General features: G+C 31.0%; 21 protein-coding genes, 1 riboswitch and 2 other annotated features. All 21 genes read left to right on the top strand.

From position 1 onward, the window contains the following. Positions 1 to 51: 51 nt before the first annotated feature. The 21 genes from OXH55_RS16410 (at position 52) to hemL (ending at position 19,172) form a co-directional block, all read left to right on the top strand. Positions 52 to 693 (top strand): hypothetical protein, encoded by a 642-nt coding sequence (locus OXH55_RS16410; protein WP_268051137.1) that lies wholly within the window; start codon positions 52 to 54, stop codon positions 691 to 693. 616 nt (positions 694 to 1,309) lie between these two features. Continuing rightward, positions 1,310 to 1,720: a hypothetical protein gene (locus OXH55_RS16405; protein ID WP_268051136.1), complete on the top strand. Its 411-nt coding sequence runs from the start codon at positions 1,310 to 1,312 to the stop codon at positions 1,718 to 1,720. A gap of 100 nt (positions 1,721 to 1,820) precedes the next feature. Beyond that, positions 1,821 to 2,333, top strand: coding sequence for an LURP-one-related family protein (locus OXH55_RS16400; protein ID WP_268051135.1), 513 nt, complete (start codon positions 1,821 to 1,823; stop codon positions 2,331 to 2,333). A gap of 76 nt (positions 2,334 to 2,409) precedes the next feature. Beyond that, the gene (locus tag OXH55_RS16395; RefSeq protein ID WP_268051134.1) at positions 2,410 to 2,712 is read left to right on the top strand and encodes a hypothetical protein; all 303 of its coding nucleotides are present in this window, start codon (positions 2,410 to 2,412) and stop codon (positions 2,710 to 2,712) included. Positions 2,713 to 2,878: 166 nt separating this feature from the next. Further along, positions 2,879 to 3,142: a hypothetical protein gene (locus tag OXH55_RS16390; RefSeq protein WP_268051133.1), complete on the top strand. Its 264-nt coding sequence runs from the start codon at positions 2,879 to 2,881 to the stop codon at positions 3,140 to 3,142. 77 nt (positions 3,143 to 3,219) lie between these two features. Beyond that, positions 3,220 to 3,399: an SdpI family protein gene (locus tag OXH55_RS16385; protein WP_268051132.1), complete on the top strand. Its 180-nt coding sequence runs from the start codon at positions 3,220 to 3,222 to the stop codon at positions 3,397 to 3,399. Between the two features lie 62 nt (positions 3,400 to 3,461). Then, positions 3,462 to 4,313 carry a pentapeptide repeat-containing protein gene (locus OXH55_RS16380; protein WP_268051130.1) on the top strand — a complete coding sequence of 284 codons (852 nt, stop codon included), beginning with the start codon at positions 3,462 to 3,464 and terminating at the stop codon, positions 4,311 to 4,313. 84 nt (positions 4,314 to 4,397) lie between these two features. Continuing rightward, positions 4,398 to 4,919, top strand: coding sequence for a hypothetical protein (locus OXH55_RS16375; protein ID WP_268051129.1), 522 nt, complete (start codon positions 4,398 to 4,400; stop codon positions 4,917 to 4,919). A 135-nt stretch (positions 4,920 to 5,054) separates the two neighbouring features. Then, positions 5,055 to 5,492, top strand: a complete 438-nt coding sequence (locus OXH55_RS16370) for a hypothetical protein (RefSeq protein WP_268051128.1) — start codon at positions 5,055 to 5,057, stop codon at positions 5,490 to 5,492. Between the two features lie 234 nt (positions 5,493 to 5,726). Next, positions 5,727 to 6,248, top strand: coding sequence for a flavodoxin domain-containing protein (locus tag OXH55_RS16365; protein ID WP_268051127.1), 522 nt, complete (start codon positions 5,727 to 5,729; stop codon positions 6,246 to 6,248). A 277-nt stretch (positions 6,249 to 6,525) separates the two neighbouring features. Further along, positions 6,526 to 6,720: a binding site (T-box leader), on the top strand. A 114-nt stretch (positions 6,721 to 6,834) separates the two neighbouring features. Next, positions 6,835 to 7,027: a binding site (T-box leader), on the top strand. A gap of 135 nt (positions 7,028 to 7,162) precedes the next feature. Continuing rightward, on the top strand, positions 7,163 to 8,158 hold the full coding sequence (gene ilvC, locus OXH55_RS16360; protein ID WP_268051126.1) for a ketol-acid reductoisomerase: 996 nt from the start codon (positions 7,163 to 7,165) through the stop codon (positions 8,156 to 8,158). A gap of 32 nt (positions 8,159 to 8,190) precedes the next feature. Further along, the gene (gene ilvB, locus OXH55_RS16355; RefSeq protein WP_268051125.1) at positions 8,191 to 9,885 is read left to right on the top strand and encodes a biosynthetic-type acetolactate synthase large subunit; all 1,695 of its coding nucleotides are present in this window, start codon (positions 8,191 to 8,193) and stop codon (positions 9,883 to 9,885) included. Positions 9,886 to 9,969: 84 nt separating this feature from the next. Then, on the top strand, positions 9,970 to 10,884 hold the full coding sequence (locus tag OXH55_RS16350) for a branched-chain amino acid transaminase (protein ID WP_268051124.1): 915 nt from the start codon (positions 9,970 to 9,972) through the stop codon (positions 10,882 to 10,884). Positions 10,885 to 11,012: 128 nt separating this feature from the next. Then, positions 11,013 to 11,204: a hypothetical protein gene (locus tag OXH55_RS16345; RefSeq protein WP_268051123.1), complete on the top strand. Its 192-nt coding sequence runs from the start codon at positions 11,013 to 11,015 to the stop codon at positions 11,202 to 11,204. Between the two features lie 63 nt (positions 11,205 to 11,267). Continuing rightward, positions 11,268 to 11,445: riboswitch (cobalamin riboswitch) on the top strand. A gap of 141 nt (positions 11,446 to 11,586) precedes the next feature. Continuing rightward, positions 11,587 to 12,654 carry a nicotinate-nucleotide--dimethylbenzimidazole phosphoribosyltransferase gene (gene cobT, locus OXH55_RS16340; RefSeq protein WP_268051122.1) on the top strand — a complete coding sequence of 356 codons (1,068 nt, stop codon included), beginning with the start codon at positions 11,587 to 11,589 and terminating at the stop codon, positions 12,652 to 12,654. Between the two features lie 38 nt (positions 12,655 to 12,692). Continuing rightward, on the top strand, positions 12,693 to 13,889 hold the full coding sequence (gene hemA / locus OXH55_RS16335; RefSeq protein WP_268051121.1) for a glutamyl-tRNA reductase: 1,197 nt from the start codon (positions 12,693 to 12,695) through the stop codon (positions 13,887 to 13,889). Then, positions 13,847 to 14,524 carry an NAD(P)-dependent oxidoreductase gene (locus OXH55_RS16330; protein ID WP_268051120.1) on the top strand — a complete coding sequence of 226 codons (678 nt, stop codon included), beginning with the start codon at positions 13,847 to 13,849 and terminating at the stop codon, positions 14,522 to 14,524. The genes hemA and OXH55_RS16330 overlap by 43 nt, the downstream gene beginning before the upstream one ends. Further along, positions 14,499 to 15,374, top strand: a complete 876-nt coding sequence (hemC, locus tag OXH55_RS16325) for a hydroxymethylbilane synthase (protein WP_268051234.1) — start codon at positions 14,499 to 14,501, stop codon at positions 15,372 to 15,374. Before OXH55_RS16330 ends, hemC begins: the two co-directional genes overlap by 26 nt. Before the next feature lie 54 nt (positions 15,375 to 15,428). After that, a complete protein-coding gene (cobA, locus tag OXH55_RS16320; protein ID WP_268051119.1) occupies positions 15,429 to 16,907 on the top strand; it encodes a uroporphyrinogen-III C-methyltransferase in 1,479 nt (492 codons plus the stop codon). A gap of 26 nt (positions 16,908 to 16,933) precedes the next feature. Beyond that, positions 16,934 to 17,902 carry a porphobilinogen synthase gene (gene hemB / locus OXH55_RS16315; RefSeq protein ID WP_268051233.1) on the top strand — a complete coding sequence of 323 codons (969 nt, stop codon included), beginning with the start codon at positions 16,934 to 16,936 and terminating at the stop codon, positions 17,900 to 17,902. 1 nt (position 17,903) lies between these two features. Further along, complete coding sequence (gene hemL, locus OXH55_RS16310) at positions 17,904 to 19,172, top strand: glutamate-1-semialdehyde 2,1-aminomutase (RefSeq protein WP_268051118.1); 1,269 nt, start codon at positions 17,904 to 17,906, stop codon at positions 19,170 to 19,172. Positions 19,173 to 19,177 lie beyond the last annotated feature (5 nt).

Genomic DNA, 19,177 nt, shown 5'->3' with positions numbered 1-19,177 from the left:
AGGGGGCAGAGTATGTTTGAGATTAAATCTAATGATGACGGTGAGTTATATTTGAAAGGTGATTTCTATATTGGACATTTAGGCATTTTCACAAGTGATAGAGTAGTAATTGATTTAAATTGGGATTTCTTAAATAAAATGGGAGCCTTAAATTCTGATGAAAAGCCTGATATTACTAAAATCAATTTATATTATGCTGACAAGCAGAAACAAATCGTTGAAAATATTGAACAGATAGAGAATAGATTTTTAATATTTTTATTTAATGATTATTTCGGGTGTGGGGATGCTTTTTGGGCAGATCAAGAAACCGATGAATTGTGTAGTTTTATTATTAAAGATAAAATGCCTGAATTAGAGGATGATGAAAGCTATTCCGATTATGTATATGCGCAAAAAATATTTACAGAAGAAGCAGATGAAGTGTTTTATCAAGGAAGAAGTCCATTGGATGATGATATAGACGAATACTTAAATAATATGAATATAAATATGAAAAATTATATTAGAACTTTTTTCCCTATGATTGATGTTGAAATATTTATGAAATCCTTAATCGGAGAAACATGTAATTTGTCAGATGATGAGATTTCGTATTGTTGCTCTAATCCGGAATGTGGATATTGTTCGGTATGCTCAGCATATGTTATTATGACTGAAAAATTTCGAATCGAGGAGTGGCATCATCGATAATTTACTAAAGCAGAGCATTTATGAGTACAATGTGTTTGTTGCTTAGTCACAATCTTCTAAAATGACGATATAAAAAGCTAATATTAAAAGAAACAGTTAAGGCATAATAGCAAAAAATAGCGACGCAACTGGTAACAAAAATTCTATACAATAAACTAAGCTCCTGCAACTGCAGGAGCTTAGTTTAAGAAATAAAAATATATTAACTATGACAAAAAGAGTTTGCTATCTTTAAATATAATCCAATGATACCAAAGTATAACTAAATAATGGTGGAATATAACTATTTTTAATGAATTTAAGAAAAAAATATTGAGAAGGGGTATATAAGGGATAAAGGCTTATAAGTATCTGACTTATAAGCCTTGGGGGATAAATTAAGTTAAAATGAAAAAAAATTAAGATTTTGGTTGAGTGTTAACTATTAAAAATTATTGACAAATAAATAAAAAGTATTCAAAGATAAGTAAAATATTTTGCAGATATTATATATTATAGAAATATGATCTGAATTAATATTTTCAAATATAACGATGATAAGGTTAAAAAAGGGATATTAAGTATGTATTTTAGAATTTTTTATAGTATTGCATTTATAATATGTAGTGTTTTATGTATGTTTAGATTTATTAGTATTATTAAAGAAAATAAGAAGGCTAATTATATTTTTGATTTAAGATTAGATAAAGGCAATAAAAGATTAATAATTATTTTAATTACTATAATGATATATCTATTATTATTTTGTATTAAAGGTTTTATAAGTGAAGGATTAATAATATTTGATACTATTAAGCCCATAATTCTATTACAATTAATAAATTATACTATTAAATTTAAAAGAAAAATAGGAGTAACCAAAGAGGGAATAGTATATTGTTTTACACTTATTAAATGGGAAGATATTGAAAACTATGAGTTTAAGGATTGTAATTTGTTGATTATAAATTATAGATGGTATTTTAGCTTTGAAAGAAATTATTATAATGACATATATACTTTTCTTAAAATGCATTTAAATATTTAAATGTATTTTAAGAAAAATCCTTATAAGATCATATAATGTGTTAATACAAGATTGTAGATGATAACGAAGTAGATTATTTACATAACAGAGGTGTAGACGATTGAAGAGATATTACATGGAAAATAAGTTTTCATTGTTTGGTGATTATAAATATAACATATATAACGAATCAAAAGAACCAGTCTACATAGCAACTGAAAACAGATTCTTGGGCTTGATTGACAGGTTTTTAGGTGCAATTGCTGGAATCGGTCATAGGATATTCATTAAAGATTTAAATGGAAATGAATTGTTTTCAATTAAAAAGCAATGGGCTATTTTAAGGCGAGATTTTGATATTATTCTTGTAGATAATACCTGTATTACTGTAAGAGAAGGAAGTGCATTTAAAAAGCCAGAAATAACTGTTATATCACCAAATGGTAAATACATGATTATTGGAGATATAATGGCTCGTGATTTTTCAGTTAAAAAGGATGACGTAACGGTTTCAACTATAAAAGTAAAGAGTAATAATTTTCTTAAATATTATCAAATTATTGTTATAGAAGATGATTTCGATAGCATTGCTATTGCCGCTGCCTTCATTGTTGATAATACTTATCACATATAGGCAGCACAATCTTTCGTAATTGGTAAATTATATTTTAAAGATATTATACAATAGTAATTTTTAGGAGATGAAATATATGCATGAGGAAAGTTTCGTTAGATATATTGGAGACTATAGAGTACACGATAGTAGGATAAAAGCAATCGAATCAGACCAAAATACTCTTCAAGTATCTTTAAGAAGTGAGGATAATGAAATCATTATAGTAAAATTTGTAGGAGTTAAATCAGTAAGTTCTAATAGACCTGAAGGTATGATACTTTATTCAATTAGTGAGATGAAAGAACAATCCCCCTTCCGTAAATTTGTATTTGTTAATTGGAATGACGATGATGATGCTTCACTTGAAATAATTTCACAAGATTGTATAATCCAATAATTAGATTTAAGTTGATACTAACAACACAATAGCAAAATATGATGACATAAGTGAATATGATAATAGTGTATAAAGTATCAATATATACAAAATTTTTATTATATAGTTTTATTTGAAGGCAAATACCTTTAAAATAGGACATTCAATATTTTAGAGGGGAGATTATATGAGATTAAGGAAGAATTTATTAATATATTCAATTATTATAGTGTTACTAACAGTACCGTTATTACCTTATTCTTATAGTGACGGATTTCAATTTAAATTTGGATATCCAATTGCTTATTTTACTACTTTTAATATAGCACCTATAAGAAAAGATGAAATACTTTTAATGAGAATAGGGGTAGATATAGGAGCTTTTTTAGTTGATGTAGTATTAGTATATTTATTATTTACTTTAGTGTCTTTTCTTATAAATAAGCTGTAATATTTGGAGGTATTAATTCATGACAAATAAAATATGATATATTAATCTGGGGGCGGATGGAAATGTTTATATTTTCTTTGTTTATCACAATTATTATATCATTCACTATGATAGGATTTGGACTTCTATTTATGAAGAAACCACCTAAGGAAATCAATTCGACATTTGGGTATAGAACTACAATGTCTTCCAAAAACAAAGATACATGGAACTTTGCCCATAGATACGCTGGTATAGTATGGTTTATTTTGGTATAATTGTATAAGTATTAATAATTACGTAATTTAAAGATATTTTTTCTAATATGAGGTAAATGAATATGATATATACACATGAAAATAAGATTAATAAAGAATTAAGAGTTGACTGTGAAAAATGTTTCGGTTTATGCTGTGTAGCATTGTACTTTTCAGCTTCTGAAGGTTTCCCAACGAATAAAGAAGCCGGTAAGCCTTGTATAAACTTACAATCCGAATTTACCTGCGCTGTTCACAAAAATCTTAGAAATAAGGGCCTTAAGGGGTGTACTGCTTATGACTGCTTTGGTGCTGGTCAAAAGGTGGCTCAAGTTACTTGTGGTGGACATGACTGGCGACAAAATCCAAAATATGCTAAGAAAATGTTTGAGGCATTTCTGATAATGAGGCAGCTTCATGAAATGCTATGGTATCTTACTCAAGCATTCATCCTGCAAACGAACCACAGTATTAAAGATGAGATAAATTCATTATTGGAAAATACTGAGCGCCTTACACTTCTTGACATTGATTCTCTATTAGGACTGGATGTGGAAGCTCATCGAACAAAGGTTAATATGCTGCTTAAAAATACTAGCGAGTTGGTGCGTACTAAAGCTCGTAGTGGAAAGAATACTCGTTCAAAAAATTGTAATACTAACTCTCGTAGATTAGATTATTTTGGAGCAGACCTAAGAAAAACCAATCTTAGAGGTGCAGATCTGAGGGGAGCGTGTCTTATTGCAGCAAACCTTAGGGGAGTTGATTTGAGTGGTGCGGATCTCATTGGTGCTGATTTACGAGATACTGACCTTAGTGGAGCTAATCTTACAAATAGCATATTTCTTACTCAAGCACAGATCAACACAGCTAAAGGTAATTCCCATACAAAGCTACCTATTATGCTAGTTCGCCCACTATATTGGTCAAAGTAATTAACTGTCAATAAGGTTACTTATGATAAATCAAGCTTAAAATTAGATGAAGTATGGTTTAGTTATAAAAAAAGGAGAATCATAATGAAAAAAATATTCATAATTAGTATAGCTGGTATATGTTTTTTAGCTGTATATTTTTTTAGTTCTCACTATATATCATCAATAGGTGTTACTGACGAACAAGAATTGATTAATTTTATTTCTAAGAAAGAGAATGTTCAACAAGTGAATATTTTGAAAACTAAAACAGAAGAAGGTTTTTTAGCTGCTTATTATAATAATGGAACAGAGAACCGTCTCATTGTTTTAGAAGAAGATAACATTTTCTCTAATAGATACAGGTACTTCGGTGGTTCTTATAGTTCTTCTAATTTCAATACCTATAATTTTGGAGAATCATCTTCATGGGCTTTGATTATTGTGTATGGTAATAATTATGATTTAAAAGCTACTTCTTACCAATTTTGTAATAATGGAAATACCTATACAAATCAAAATTTAGGAAAGCATGTGTTGGATATATATAAGATTGAAGGTACTTCAGATATTTCGAGTAAGGGATGTATATATGACAAAAATGGAAATAAAATATCGCATTTGTAAAAATACATATAAACATTGAAATTAAAGAGCTAACACTAATTGGGTGTTAAGCTCTTTTTGCTTACTTTCCACTTGAAATTGAAGTTGAATTGGATTTAATGTATAATATTGTAAAACAATTAAAAGGTGAGTGTTTTGAAAAAATTTTTTATTGCTATATTTGCTATAGTTACAATTATTGTAGTATACAATGAATATCCTAGAAGTGGTTCATTCAATGAGTTGATATTAAGTAAATATCCAGAAAAACAATTTACTGAAATTGAAATAACAAAAGAGCTTAATCATAAAATTTGTAATGATATTCATAAAATTAATGAGTTTTTAGGATACTTAGATAAACTTCAGCTTATTGAGTATAAAAGATCGGTACCTCGTGAAGTGGATGATATTTATTGGATCAGTATTTATGATAATGAGAATGGTTTGATTGGTATTACTATAGAAAATAGAAATTTTATTCATATTCATGTAAGTGATAGGCAAAGATCAAGGAATTATAAAATTATTAATACTAGTTTAGACATGAAATATATTGAGGATTTTTACAACCATTGTAAAAAAATTAGATAACCCATAAAATAAAATGATTTGGCTATTTGATAGGAAGTCAAAATACTTGAATCTAAAGAATTTAAGGTAAATATAGTTTTATTTATATTAATAGGAATTTATGGATTTATATTTTTGTTAAACTTACTCGTAGAGGAATAAAAGCACTTGATATTTATATATAAATATTAGTAAAGTCGGGAGTAGTAATATTGTCGACTTTGATTATTATATTATAAGAGAGAGGTGTAAATAATGAAAACAGTGGTAATATACAAGTCGAAAACAGGATTTACAAAGAGATATTCAGAATGGATTGCAGAGGAGTTATCTGCGGATATTTTTGAGGCTTCAAAAGTCACTCTAAATATTATTAAAAACTATGATACTGTGATTTATGGTGGCAGTTTATATGCTGTTGATATCAATGGAGTAAAGTTTATAACGGAAAACATTAATAAACTCAAAGACAAAAAGATTGTGGTTTTTGCAACGGGTGCATCACCTTCAAGAGAAGAAGTAATAAACGAAGTTAGAAATAAAAACTTTACTAAAGAGCAACAAAAATATATAAGATTCTTTTATTTACGGGGTGGTTTTAATTACAACAAACTGAACCCTTTTGATAAATTTCTTATGACATTGCTAAAGTGGAAGCTTAAGAAGAAAAAGGAATTAACATCTGATGAAAGAGGTATGCTCGCCAGTTATAACAATCCAGTAGATTTTACGAAAAAGAAAAATATAGATGAAATAATTACTTATGTAAATTCATAATGTTTTAAAAGGGTAGTAAAAATTGAAGGTTAAATTTCAATTTTTATTACAATAAGAAAGAAATATATCAACTTATTTATAAAGATAATATAAAATATTATTTATAAATTTAAAAAATTAGGTCATAATTGATAGGATGTGTAAATATAATAGATTATATTAAAATATAAAATAAACTTACTATATTAAAAAATATAAAATTTTTTCAAAATATGTATTGACATAGTTGCTTTAAAGTAGTAAACTATGACTCAAATCAAAAAATAAATTTCAATTTTCAAAAACTGTGAAGAGGAAGAGTAAATAATTATATGTCTTACAGAGAGTGGGAAAAGGTGAAAGCCCACAGATAATAGGTTATTGAAAATCACCTCCGAGTTGCAGGCTGAATCAAGTAAGCTGAGCCGGTGTGAGCCGTTATTAATAATAGTCATAAATTTGAGTGGTACCGCGAGCATATTTCGCCTCATGTGAGGTAGAGTATGTATTTTTTTTATAAAAAATCGGGTCGCTTTTAACAAAAAAAGAAAAATAATAGTAACAAAAATTCTATTTCAAGAATATTCTAAATATTAAATTATAAAAAATAAAAGCTGAGATAGGGAAGAGTAGATAATTATATGTCTTACAGAGAGTGGGGAAAGGTGAAAGCCCATAGATAATAGGTTATTGAAAATCACCCTGGAGCTGCAGGCTGAAATTAGTAAGCTGTGCCGGTAGAAGCCGTTATTTATTAGAGTTATAAATTTGAGTGGAACCGCGATTTCTTCGCCTCAAGGCAGGAAATCTTTTTTATTACAAAAAAACGATTGATAAATATTATTAAATGATAACAATTACAAAGGGGCTAACTGTTATTATTAAGATTTTATTATTATAAACAAAATTAAAATATAAAATAGGGGGCTATAAAAATGGCAAAGATTTATTATGATGAAAGTGCAAATTTAGAATTATTAAAGGAAAAGAAGGTTGCAGTAATTGGATATGGAAGTCAAGGTCATGCACATGCTCTAAATCTTAAAGAGAGTGGGGTAGATGTTAGAGTAGGACTTTACAAAGGAAGTAAGTCTAAAGAAGTAGCAGAAGAAGCTGGATTAAGAGTTTTAGAAACAGCAGAAGCTGTAAAAGAAGCTGATGTAGTTATGATATTAATACCAGATGAAAAGCAAGCAAAAGTATATAAAGAAGATGTTGAACCAAATCTTGAAGAAGGAAATGCTTTAGTTTTTGCACACGGATTTAATATTCACTATGGTCAAATAGTACCACCAGCATACGTAGATGTTTACATGGCAGCACCTAAAGGACCAGGACATCTTGTAAGAAGCCAATATGAAGAAGGGAAAGGTGTTCCATGCTTAATAGCTGTATATCAAGATTATACAGGAAAAGCTAAAGACTATGCTTTAGCTTATGCTAAAGGAATTGGTGGAACTAGAGGAGGAGTATTAGAAACTACTTTCAAAGATGAAACAGAAACGGACCTTTTTGGAGAACAAGCAGTTCTTTGTGGTGGATTAACAGAACTTATGAAAGCTGGTTTTGAAACTTTAGTTGAAGCTGGATATGCACCAGAAAATGCATATTTTGAATGTGTACATGAAATGAAATTAATAATAGACCTAATATTTGAAGGTGGTCTAAGCAATATGAGATATTCTATTAGTGATACTGCAGAATATGGGGACTACAGTGTTGGACGTAGAATAATAACTGATGAAACTAGAAAAGAAATGAAGAAGGTTTTAACAGAAATTCAAGATGGAACTTTTGCGAGAAATTGGCTTATAGAAAACCAAGTTAACAGACCACAATTTAACGCTACTAGAAGAAGAGAAAGAGAACACCAAGTTGAAAAAGTTGGTAAAGAATTAAGAGCCATGATGTCATGGATAAATTCTAAATAAAGTTTTTTAGTAAGTAATAGGGGGCTAGGAAAGTGAAATTAAAAGGGGCGAAGGTATTATTAGAATGTTTAAAAGAGTTGGGTGTTGATACAATCTTTGGGTATCCAGGTGGAGCAGTGCTTCCTATCTATGATGCACTGTATTATGAAAAAGAGATAAAACATATTTTAACAGCACATGAGCAAGGGGCAGCTCATGCTGCTGATGGATATGCAAGAGCTACAGGAAAAACAGGGGTAGTCCTTGTGACTTCTGGACCAGGAGCTACAAATACAGTTACAGGAATAGCGACAGCATATAGAGATTCTATACCTATGGTAGTTTTTACAGGGCAAGTAGCCCAAGCACAGCTTGGGAAAGCAGCTTTCCAAGAAGTTGATATAACAGGAATAACCCGTCCTATTACTAAAAAAAATTATATAGTTAGAGATATAAAAAAACTTCCTGAAATTATAGCAGAAGCTTTTGCAGTAGCTAAAGAAGGAAGACCTGGACCTGTACTTGTTGATATTCCCAAAGATATACAAATAGCAGAGTTAGAATATAAAAGTGAAAATCTAAAAGAAAAATGTAAAACATATATTAAAGGTTACAATAAAACAAATTCTAAAGAAAATGAATTGGAAGGACAACTTGATAAAGCAGTTGAGGCAATAAATAATGCTAAAAAACCTGTTATTTATGCAGGAGGAGGAGTGATTATTTCAGGTGCCAGCAAACAACTATTAGACTTTGCAGAAAAGATAAAATCACCAGTTACCTGTAGTTTGATGGCGTTAGGTGCTTTTCCAGGAAATCATGAGTATTTTACTGGAATGGTGGGTATGCATGGAACAAGATGTTCTAATTATGCAGTAACAAATAGTGATTTATTAATTGCTTTAGGAACAAGATTTAGTGATCGTGTCATAGGAAAAGTAGAAGAATTTGCACCAGAGGCTAAAGTTATTCATATAGATATAGATGATTTAGAAATTGGTAAGAATATAAATGTAGATATTCCTGTTAAAGGAGACGTTAAGGAAATTTTAAAAGTATTAACAGATAGAGTTAATGAGAAAAACGAAAGTGAATGGAATTCTCAGATTAAAATATGGAAAGATATGTATCGTCTTCAATATAACGGTCAAAAGGCTTTATATCCTCCATACATTTTAAATAAATTATATGAGCTTACAGAAGGTGAGTGTGTTATAACTACTGAGGTAGGACAAAATCAAATTTGGGCAGCTCAATTTTATAAATATATTGAGCCAAGAACTTTTGTTTCTTCAGGTGGACTTGGAACAATGGGATTTGGCTTAGGTGCTGCAATTGGAGCTTCAATAGGACAAAATCAAAGAAAAGTTATAAATGTAGCAGGTGACGGTAGTTTTAAAATGAATTCTCATGAACTTGCAACAGTTGCTAGATATAAACTTCCTATTATACAGCTTGTATTAAATAACAATGCATTAGGAATGGTTTATCAATGGCAGGATATGTTTTATGAAAAGAGATTTTCAAGTACTATTTTTGAAAATGATGTAGATTTTATGAAACTAAGTGAAGCTTACGGAATAAAATGCATTAGGATTACAAAAAATGATGAAGTAGAAGAGGCTCTAGAATATGCACTAGAGTTAGATGAACCTATTGTTATAGAATGTATGATTAATGCTGAAGAAAAGGTATTTCCTATTGTTCCTCCAGGAGAAGCTATAACTTACATGATAGATCAATATTAGAATATTAAAGATTAAAGAAAAGGGCAAGATTTGAAATGATTTAGGGGCGCAATCATCAATTTCAAATGAAAAGGGGGCTTTAATATGAAGGAATCATATGTATTTTACCAAGGTAAAATATTAGATGAAAGAGATGTTAGTATAAGTGTAAGATGTAAGGCATTTAATTACGGACTTGCATGTTTTGAAGGTATAAGAGCTTATTGGGATGAGGAAACCAATCAACTTTACGGTTTTAGAATGAGGGAACACTATGAAAGATTACTTCAATCTTGTAAAACTTTAAATATAAAATTACCATATACAGTTGATGAACTTATCGATATAACAATTGAACTAATAAAGAAGCATGGATTTAAAACAACTACTTATATAAGACCAATTGCTTATAAAGGAAGTAATAAGTTAGGACCTACTCTTATAGATGATGACGATCGTTTGCTTATTTATTGTATGCCATTAGGAAGTTATACAGGTAAAGATGAGTTGAGGGTTGCAGTGACTTCTTGGCAAAGAATAAACGATAATATGCTTCCACCTAGAACTAAAGCTACTGCTGCTTACTTGAACTCAGCGCTTGCTTCTTTAGAAGTTGTTAGTAGAGGTTATGATGAAGCTATATTTTTAACTCAAAATGGTCATGTATGTGAGGGACCAGGAGAAAACTTATTTATGGTTAGAAAAGGGAAATTAGTTACACCTCCACCTTCAGATAATATTCTTGAAGGAATAACAAGAGAAACAGTTATGCTTCTGGCAGAAGAGGAATTAGGAATGAAAGTTGTTGAAAGAAGTATAACAAGGACAGAGCTTTATGCAGCAGAGGAAGTTTTCTTTAGTGGAACAGCTATGGAGGTTACTCCTGTTGTAGAAGTAGATGATAGAGCTGTTGGAGATGGAAAAACAGGGCAAGTTTGCAAGAAGATTAAAGATCTATTCTTCCCTATAACAAGAGGGAAAAATCCTAAATATGCTCATTTTTGTACTCCTATTTATTAAATTTAATAGAAGAGAATATATAAAACATCAAGCTTTTTATAGGCTTGATGTTTTTTTTGTTGTATATAGAAATAATTTAACATTAAAAAATAGTATTCAAAATAAATTTATATTAAGGAGGTGAGTATATGAGTATACAAGATATTATTAAAAATTCTGGACGTAAAATAGCTAAGGTAATACAAGAAAGTGAATATGGCATAAAGTATTATCAGGCAGAAGATTGCCTTCCAAGTGATTATACAATAGGAATAAAGAAAAATGATCATATTTATCTTAGAAATGCTGAGGGAATGCTGATTGACAGTATAAAAATTTAAAAACAAAATAACTTTATTGAAAGATTAATAATTTTACTATACAATTTAATAAAGGCAAAAGTGAATAGAGATTTGATTGTAGGTACTTACTTTGTAAGATTAAAAGGGAAAATGGTGAAAAGCCGTTACAGCCCCCGCTACTGTATGCGTAGACGAATCTGAATAACCACTGGATTATTCTGGGAAGGTCAGAGGAGAATGATACGTGAGTCAGGAGACCTGCCTATAATTAAGCTAATCCTTCGGAGGGAAGGCGAGTGGCATAAGTTATTCATACGATTATATGTCCTCACCATATATGGTGAGTTTTTTTTATTGAAATGAATATTTATACCTCTGTCTCTTCGACAGAGGTTTTATTTTTATATGAGAAGGTGAATTTATGGGTTTATTAAAAGAAACCTTGGATAATATCCAGACAAGTGATAAAGCTATTGTAAAGAAGGCATGGGAGAGAATTGATAATCTTACGAAACCTATAGGGAGTCTTGGGACTCTTGAGGAAATAGCAGTTAAAATGGCTGGTATTACAGGAAATCTAAATAACGAAATTAATAAGAAAAATATAATTATAATGTGCGGAGATAACGGTGTAGTAGAAGAAGGAGTAAGTACTTGTCCGCAAAATATTACTGCTATTGTTACTAATAATTTTACTAAGAATATAACGGGAGTTTGTGTATTAGCACAACAGGTAAATGCTGATTTAACTATTGTTGATATTGGAGTTAAGGATGATTTTAATAATCCTAAAATTATAAATAGAAAAGTAGCCTATGGCACTAAAAATATGGTAAAAGGGCCTGCTATGAGCAGAGAGGAAGCGGTAAAATGCATAGAGGTTGGTATAGAAACTGTAGATAAACTTGTAAAAGAAGGATATGACCTTTTTGGTACTGGTGAGATGGGAATAGGAAACACAACAACTTCTGCTGCAGTTTTAAGTGTATTGTTGGGATTGGATTCAGACATTGTTGTGGGAAAAGGTTCAGGACTTACGGAAGAACAGTATAAACATAAAAAGAAGATAGTAAAAAAAGCTATTAATATAAATAACCCCAATAAAAATGATATGTTGGATGTTGTATCAAAAGTTGGAGGATTTGATATAGCAGGACTTTGCGGATGCTTTTTAGGAGCAGCTAAAAATAGAGTTCCAATAGTTATTGATGGACTTATTGCATCAGCTGCAGCATTGTGTGCGTATAGAATGAATCCTTTAGTTAAGGAGTACATTTTCCCTTCGCATCTATCAGCAGAACCAGGTGCAATATATGCAATGAAAGAGCTTGGTTTAGAGCCTATGCTTAATTTAAAAATGAGATTAGGAGAAGGGTCAGGTTGTCCGCTGGCTTTTAATATTATTGAATCTGCATTATATACTATTAATAATATGGCTACCTTTGAAGAGGCTCAATTACATAGAAAACACTATGTTGATATAAGATAAGTTTTATAATACTATTTAAGTTTTATGGAGATGATGCAATGATACAGCTAATTGGTCTACGGAGCAATATTGAACTAAATACAAGAGAAAAGTTTTCTATAATTCAAAAACATTCAGAGGAATGTCTGAAAAAGCTTTTAAGCATATGTGAAGAAGCAGTAATAATAAGTACATGCAATAGGACAGAAATATATTTTAATTCAGAGATTGAGGATGAAAGTATATTAGAAAAAATCTTTGAAGCTTTAGGATGGAATTTGGATTTAATTAAATATGTTTTTCACTTAAAGGAGAGGGCGGCAGTAAAACATCTAATGGAAGTTGCCTGTGGATTTCATTCAAAAATATTAGGAGAGGACCAGATTTTAGGTCAAATTAAAACCTCTTATAATAGTGCTATAAAAATAAAAGCTGTGACAAAGGAATTACAGAGACTTTTTCAGTTAGCAATTACTTGTGGAAAAGAATTTAAGGTTAAATCGGAACTTTATAAGATACCTGTGTCTTCTTCATCAATAGTTGTTAATGAAAGTAGGAAAAGAGGAATTAGAAGCTTTATGATTTTAGGTTATGGCGATGTTGGAAAATTGACAGCAAAGTATATATTAAGTGGAGAATTTGATGAAGTATATATATCAGTAAGAAATGTAGATTCGGTTTCAATTACAGACAATAGAGTTAAAGTAATTCCTTTTAATGAAAGAAAACTTTACTACAAGGATGTCGATTGTATAATATCTTGCACTTCAGCACCTCACTGCGTAATAACATCAGAAGATTTGCAAGAAAAAGATATGATTATTTTTGATTTGGCAGTACCTAGAGATGTGCATGAGGATGTGTACAAAATGGAAAAGGTTAAGGTTTATGATATTGACCATATAGGTTTTATTGATGATGAAAATAGGAACAAAAGAAAAAAGTTAATGCTTGAAAATAGATGCATTATAGATAAACACATAGAAGAATTTATTACATGGAGACAATTAAGAAAGATAACTCCACATATAAAGAAAATGAAGAAATACGGAGAAGATGTATACAAGGAACGATATACTACCTTTAGAAATAAGAGATATACAAAAGATACAGAAGCTTTGGCTAAAACACTTTTGAAAAGTACATCAGATGCTTATATAAATAGAGCTATTGAGATATTAAAGGAAGAACAGTTAAAAGGAAGAGAAAAGGAATGTCTAAGGATACTAGAGAAAATATTCTGTCCTCAGAGCTAGAGTATACTTGTATTTCTCTTATATCTAATAAAACAAAGGTAGTAATTATTGGCGGTGGTAAGGCTAGTTTTATCAAATGTACCTCTTTTGTCAAAAGGGGATGTAATGTAACAGTGGTTTCAAAAGAATTCAGTAGTAATTTTGATGTTTTTAAGAAAGAAAACCTACTGAACCTAAAATTGATTAAAGATAGTTACTCAATTAAATACATCATAGAGAGTCATCTTGTAATAATTGCGGTAGATGATGAAGAGAGTATGGAAAGAATATTAACGGATTGCGAAGATAATTACAAACTGTATTTAAATTGCAGCAATTTTAAAGAAGGAATTTTCATAAGTCCCATTCAAAGAGAGACAGAAAACATTATTTTTAATGTGCATACAAGAGGAGGAAGTCCAAAAACTTCTCAATTTTTAGCGGAAACTATGAGAGAAAAGCTTAAAGAGTATGATGGGTTAGTGAAATATATAGTAAATTTGAGAGAAAGAATTAAAGATGTACGGCATAAGAATGAAATATTGGGTTTTGTATCTAGTGAGGATTTTAAATTTTTTTACGATAAAGGTGTCCATGAAAAAGTATTAAGAATGTTTTACGGAGGTAGGAATTTTGAATTTAAAGATAGCGACTAGAAGAAGTAAGCTTGCTCAAGTTCAGACAGAATTTGTTATGAAACTGATAAAGGAAAAATTTGATATAGAAAGTGAAAAGCTTCTTATTCAAACAGAGGGAGATAGAAAGCTTGATGTTACATTAGACAAAATAGGTGGCAAGGGTCTTTTTGTAAAGGAGATAGAAGTTGCTTTAGCTGAAGGAAGAGCGGATGCAGCAGTTCACAGTATGAAGGATGTTCCTTTTGAAATAAATGAAATTTTTGAGATAGCTGCTGTACCATCAAGAGAAGATGTAAGAGATGTCTTCATTTCAAGAGACGGTATAAGCTTGAGTGAACAACCTAAAGGAGCTAGAGTTGGAACAAGTAGTAATAGAAGGGCAGCTCAATTAAAGCTTATGAGACCAGATATTGAGGTTGTACCTGTTAGAGGAAATGTTCAAACAAGAATAGCTAAGATGGAAAAAGAAAATCTTCATGGAATTATACTTGCATCAGCAGGAATTAAAAGATTGAACATGGACGACATAATAACAGATTATTTTGATCCTGTTGAGTTCTTACCAGCAGTTGGACAGGGAGCACTTGGAATTGAGATAGTATCAAACAGTATCAATGCAGAAATCTTTAGAAAGCTGGACAATGAGGATGCCAGAATAGGTGTTGACGGTGAAAGAAGCTTTATGAGAAGGCTGAATGGAGGATGTCATACGGCTCTTGGAGCTTATAGTGCAATAGAAGGAGAATTAATGTACATGGTAGGGATTTATCAATTAGGCAATAGGTTGATTAAAAAGGATATCTCAGGAAACAAATGGGACTACATTAAACTTGGGGAAGCATTAGGAGAAAAGATACTTAAAGGGTAAAAATGAAGTGAGCATATAAGTATAAATAAAAGTTTAAAAATAAAGGAGAAAAACATGGGAAAGGTATATCTTATTGGAGCTGGTCCTGGTGATGAAGGATTGATGACAGTAAAGGCAGCTAAAGTGCTAAAAGAATGTACAGCAGTTTTATATGATAGACTTTCAGGAAACAACGTACTTAAACATATAAATGAGGAATGTAAAGTATTTTACTGCGGAAAAGAGCCAGGGTGTCATTATAAAACTCAAGAAGAAATAAATGATATGATTGTTTCACTTTCAAAAGAAGGACATATAGTTGGAAGAGTTAAAGGTGGAGATCCTTATGTTTTTGGTAGAGGTGGAGAGGAAGCACTAAGACTTTATGAAGAAGGTATAGAATTTGAAGTTATTCCAGGGGTAACCTCTGCTATATCTGTGCTTAACTATGCAGGAATTCCAATAACCCATAGAGGAATTGCTCAAAGCTTTCATGTCTTTACTGGGAGAAGTTCCAAAAATCTTGATATAAGCTGGGAGTCAGTTGCAAACCTTAAAGGAACTTTGGTTTTTCTAATGGGGTTAAAAAATATAGAAGGTATAACAAATAATTTAATATCAAATGGTATGGATGAAAATACTCCTTGTGCAGTTATTATGAGAGGAACAACGTCAAAACAGAAAAGGGTAACTGGAAACTTGAAAAGCATAGGAGATAAGGTTAGAGAAGCAGGATTTACTTCTCCATGCATAATAGTAGTTGGAAAAGTGGTTGAATTTACTCAAGAGTTAGGATGGTATGAGAAAAAGCCTTTATTTGGCTGGAATGTGTGTGTTACCCGTTCAAAAGAACAGGCTAAGAGTTTGAGTGATAAATTACTTAATCTTGGAGCAGAGGTTACAGAAATAAACTCTATAAAGATTAAAAGTACTAGTAGTAATCTACAGAACTATATGAATAAATTAGAAAACTATGACTATATAGTTTTTACAAGTGTAAATACCGTAAATATATTCTTTGATTATCTTAAAGAAAGAGAATTTGATATAAGAAAGCTAAAAGCTAGAGTTGCTGCAATAGGACGTGCTACGGAAAGCAGCATAAAAGAAAGAGGAATAATACCGGATATTACTGCTGGAGAATTTGTGGCAGAAGAACTATTTAAATGCTTAAAGAGTGAAGTACAAGAAGGAGATAAAGTGCTGATTCCTTGTTCAAGAGATTCGAGACAATATCTTTACGAGGAATTAATACAATGTGGCTGCCAAGTAGATAGAGTGCATATATACTATCCTGATATAGGAGAGATAGTAAATGTTAATTCCTTTAATGATGTGGACATTGTACTATTTACAAGTCCATCTACTGTGAGAAATATGATTAAAATGGTGGGAATCGAAGAAATAAGCAAAAAAATATGTGTTGCTATTGGACCAATTACAGAAAAGGAACTTGTGAAAAATAATATAGAATGTTTTGTATGTGATGAGTATTGTAACGAAGGACTTATAAAAAAATTACTTCAGTTAAAAGAGGATAATATACCAACATAAATTAAAGAAAGGTAGTGTTAAATAATATGTTTAGCAGAAATAGAAGATTGAGAGAAAATGGTGCAATAAGAGATTTAATAAGAGAAACTGTGCTTACTCCAAAGGATTTTATTTATCCTATTTTTGCAGTTGAAGGTGAAAATATTAAAGAAGAGATAGAATCTTTACCAGGAAATTATCATTATTCTATTGATAGATTACATGAAGTTATAGATGAAGTTAAAGCTGGTGGCATAAGAGGAGTTTTGGTTTTTGGTATACCAGATAGTAAAGATGAAATAGCTTCTAGTGCCTTTGATGAAAATGGTATAGTTCAAAGAGCTGTAAGAAAAATAAAAGAGATTGCACCTGAACTATGGGTAATTACAGATGTATGTATGTGTCAATACACAAGTCATGGACACTGCGGAATAATATATGGAACAAAGGTAGATAACGATAAAAGCTTGGAATACCTAGCTAAGATTGCTTTATCTCATGCTAAAGCAGGAGCAGATATGGTAGCACCTTCTGACATGATGGATGGAAGAGTTATGGCTATGAGAAATTTATTAGATAAAGAAGGATATAAACACGTTTCAATAATGTCATATAGTGCAAAATACTGTTCAGCTTTCTATGGACCTTTTAGAGATGCGGCTAATTCTGCACCTCAATTTGGTGATAGAAAGACATATCAAATGGACCCAGCAAATTTAAGAGAAGCTATGAAGGAAATAGAGGATGATATCATGGAAGGAGCAGATATCATAATGGTTAAACCAGCTCTTTCTTATTTAGATGTTATAAGATGTGCAAGAGATAGACATGATGTTCCTGTAGCGGCTTATAGTGTTAGTGGCGAATATGCAATGGTGAAAGCAGGAGCTAAGATGGGAGTTATCAATGAAAAAGCAATAGCAATGGAAATGCTTTTATCAATGAAAAGAGCAGGTGCAGACATAATAATTACTTATCATGCATTAGATGCAGTTAAATGGCTTAAGGAGGATTAGTATGAGAAATTTAGAGATTTTCAATGAATCAAAGGAATATATGCCAGGTGGAGTTAATAGTCCAGTAAGAGCTTTTAAGGATGTGAATGTAAATCCTCCTGTAATTAAAAAAGGCGAAGGAGCTTATATTTTTGATGAAGATAACAATAAATATATAGATTTTGTAGGGGCATGGGGTCCTATGATTCTAGGTCACTGTGATAAAGATGTTGTAAATGCTATTAAGAATACCTGTGATAGTGCAATCGCTTTTGGAGCACCAACTGATATTGAATTAAAACTAGCTAAGCATATATGTACAACTTTAGATAATGTAGACATGATTAGAATGGTTAACTCAGGAACAGAGGCTACAATGAGTGCAGTTAAGCTTGCCAGAGGAGTTACAGGAAGAAATAAGATAGTGAAATTTGCAGGCTGCTATCATGGACATTTTGAAGGTTTCCTAGTTAGTGCTGGTTCTGGTGTTTTAACAGAAGGAATACCAGGATGTGCTGGAGTTCCAGAAGAAAGTATAAAAAATACTCTTATCGCTAATTACAACGATTGTGAAAGTATAAGAGAAGTGTTCCAAAAGTATGGAGAAGACATAGCAGCAGTAATAATTGAGCCAGTGTCAGGTAACATGGGAGTTGTTCCTGCTGAAAAGGAATTTTTAGAAGAATTAGATAGACTATGTAAAGCTAATGGAAGCCTTCTTATCTTTGATGAGGTTATGACAGGTTTTAGAGTGGCATATAAAGGGGCGCAAAGTCTTTATGGCATAAAACCAGATATAACTACTTTTGCAAAGATAATGGGAGGAGGACTTCCGTGTGGTGCTTATGGCGGTAGAAAAGAGGTTATGGAATATTTATCTCCAATAGGACCTGTTTACCAAGCTGGAACGATGTCAGGAAATCCAATAGTTATGGCAGCAGGATATGCAGCACTTACTAAGCTTTACAACAATACAGAAATATATACACACATTGAAAAGCTTGGAGCAAAACTTCAAAAGGGAATTGAAGAGGCTGCAAAAGAAAAGGGACTTCCTATAGTAGTAAATAGATGCGGGTCAATGATGACTATATTCTTTACAGAAAAGGGAAGAGTCACTAATTATGAAGAAGCTAAAGCTTGTGATACAAAAATGTATGCAGCATTCTTTGAACATATGCTTAATAACGGAATTTATATGGCACCATCACAATTTGAAGCATTATTTATAGGTGCAAAACACACAGAAGAAGATATTGATAAATTTATAGATGCTGTTAAAAGGTTTTAGGGCAA

This window comes from Clostridium ganghwense (assembly GCF_026735165.1).
Classification (GTDB): Bacteria; Bacillota; Clostridia; order Clostridiales; family Clostridiaceae; genus Clostridium_H; species Clostridium_H ganghwense.
Note: the sequence above shows the minus strand (reverse complement) of the source record. Positions and strands in the feature narration are given on the sequence as shown.

Excerpts from the sequence above, each read along its gene's own strand:
- hemL (WP_268051118.1), top strand. The coding sequence starts at position 17,904 with ATGAGAAATTTAGAGATTTTCAATGAATCAAAGGAATATATGCCAGGT.
- OXH55_RS16395 (WP_268051134.1), top strand. The coding sequence starts at position 2,410 with ATGCATGAGGAAAGTTTCGTTAGATATATTGGAGACTATAGAGTACAC.
- OXH55_RS16345 (WP_268051123.1), top strand. The coding sequence starts at position 11,013 with ATGAGTATACAAGATATTATTAAAAATTCTGGACGTAAAATAGCTAAG.
- OXH55_RS16365 (WP_268051127.1), top strand. The coding sequence starts at position 5,727 with ATGAAAACAGTGGTAATATACAAGTCGAAAACAGGATTTACAAAGAGA.
- OXH55_RS16405 (WP_268051136.1), top strand. The coding sequence starts at position 1,310 with ATGTTTAGATTTATTAGTATTATTAAAGAAAATAAGAAGGCTAATTAT.
- OXH55_RS16380 (WP_268051130.1), top strand. The coding sequence starts at position 3,462 with ATGATATATACACATGAAAATAAGATTAATAAAGAATTAAGAGTTGAC.
- cobA (WP_268051119.1), top strand. The coding sequence starts at position 15,429 with ATGGGAAAGGTATATCTTATTGGAGCTGGTCCTGGTGATGAAGGATTG.
- ilvC (WP_268051126.1), top strand. The coding sequence starts at position 7,163 with ATGGCAAAGATTTATTATGATGAAAGTGCAAATTTAGAATTATTAAAG.
- OXH55_RS16375 (WP_268051129.1), top strand. The coding sequence starts at position 4,398 with ATGAAAAAAATATTCATAATTAGTATAGCTGGTATATGTTTTTTAGCT.
- OXH55_RS16330 (WP_268051120.1), top strand. The coding sequence starts at position 13,847 with ATGTCTAAGGATACTAGAGAAAATATTCTGTCCTCAGAGCTAGAGTAT.
- hemA (WP_268051121.1), top strand. The coding sequence starts at position 12,693 with ATGATACAGCTAATTGGTCTACGGAGCAATATTGAACTAAATACAAGA.
- hemB (WP_268051233.1), top strand. The coding sequence starts at position 16,934 with ATGTTTAGCAGAAATAGAAGATTGAGAGAAAATGGTGCAATAAGAGAT.
- OXH55_RS16350 (WP_268051124.1), top strand. The coding sequence starts at position 9,970 with ATGAAGGAATCATATGTATTTTACCAAGGTAAAATATTAGATGAAAGA.
- cobT (WP_268051122.1), top strand. The coding sequence starts at position 11,587 with ATGGGTTTATTAAAAGAAACCTTGGATAATATCCAGACAAGTGATAAA.
- OXH55_RS16390 (WP_268051133.1), top strand. The coding sequence starts at position 2,879 with ATGAGATTAAGGAAGAATTTATTAATATATTCAATTATTATAGTGTTA.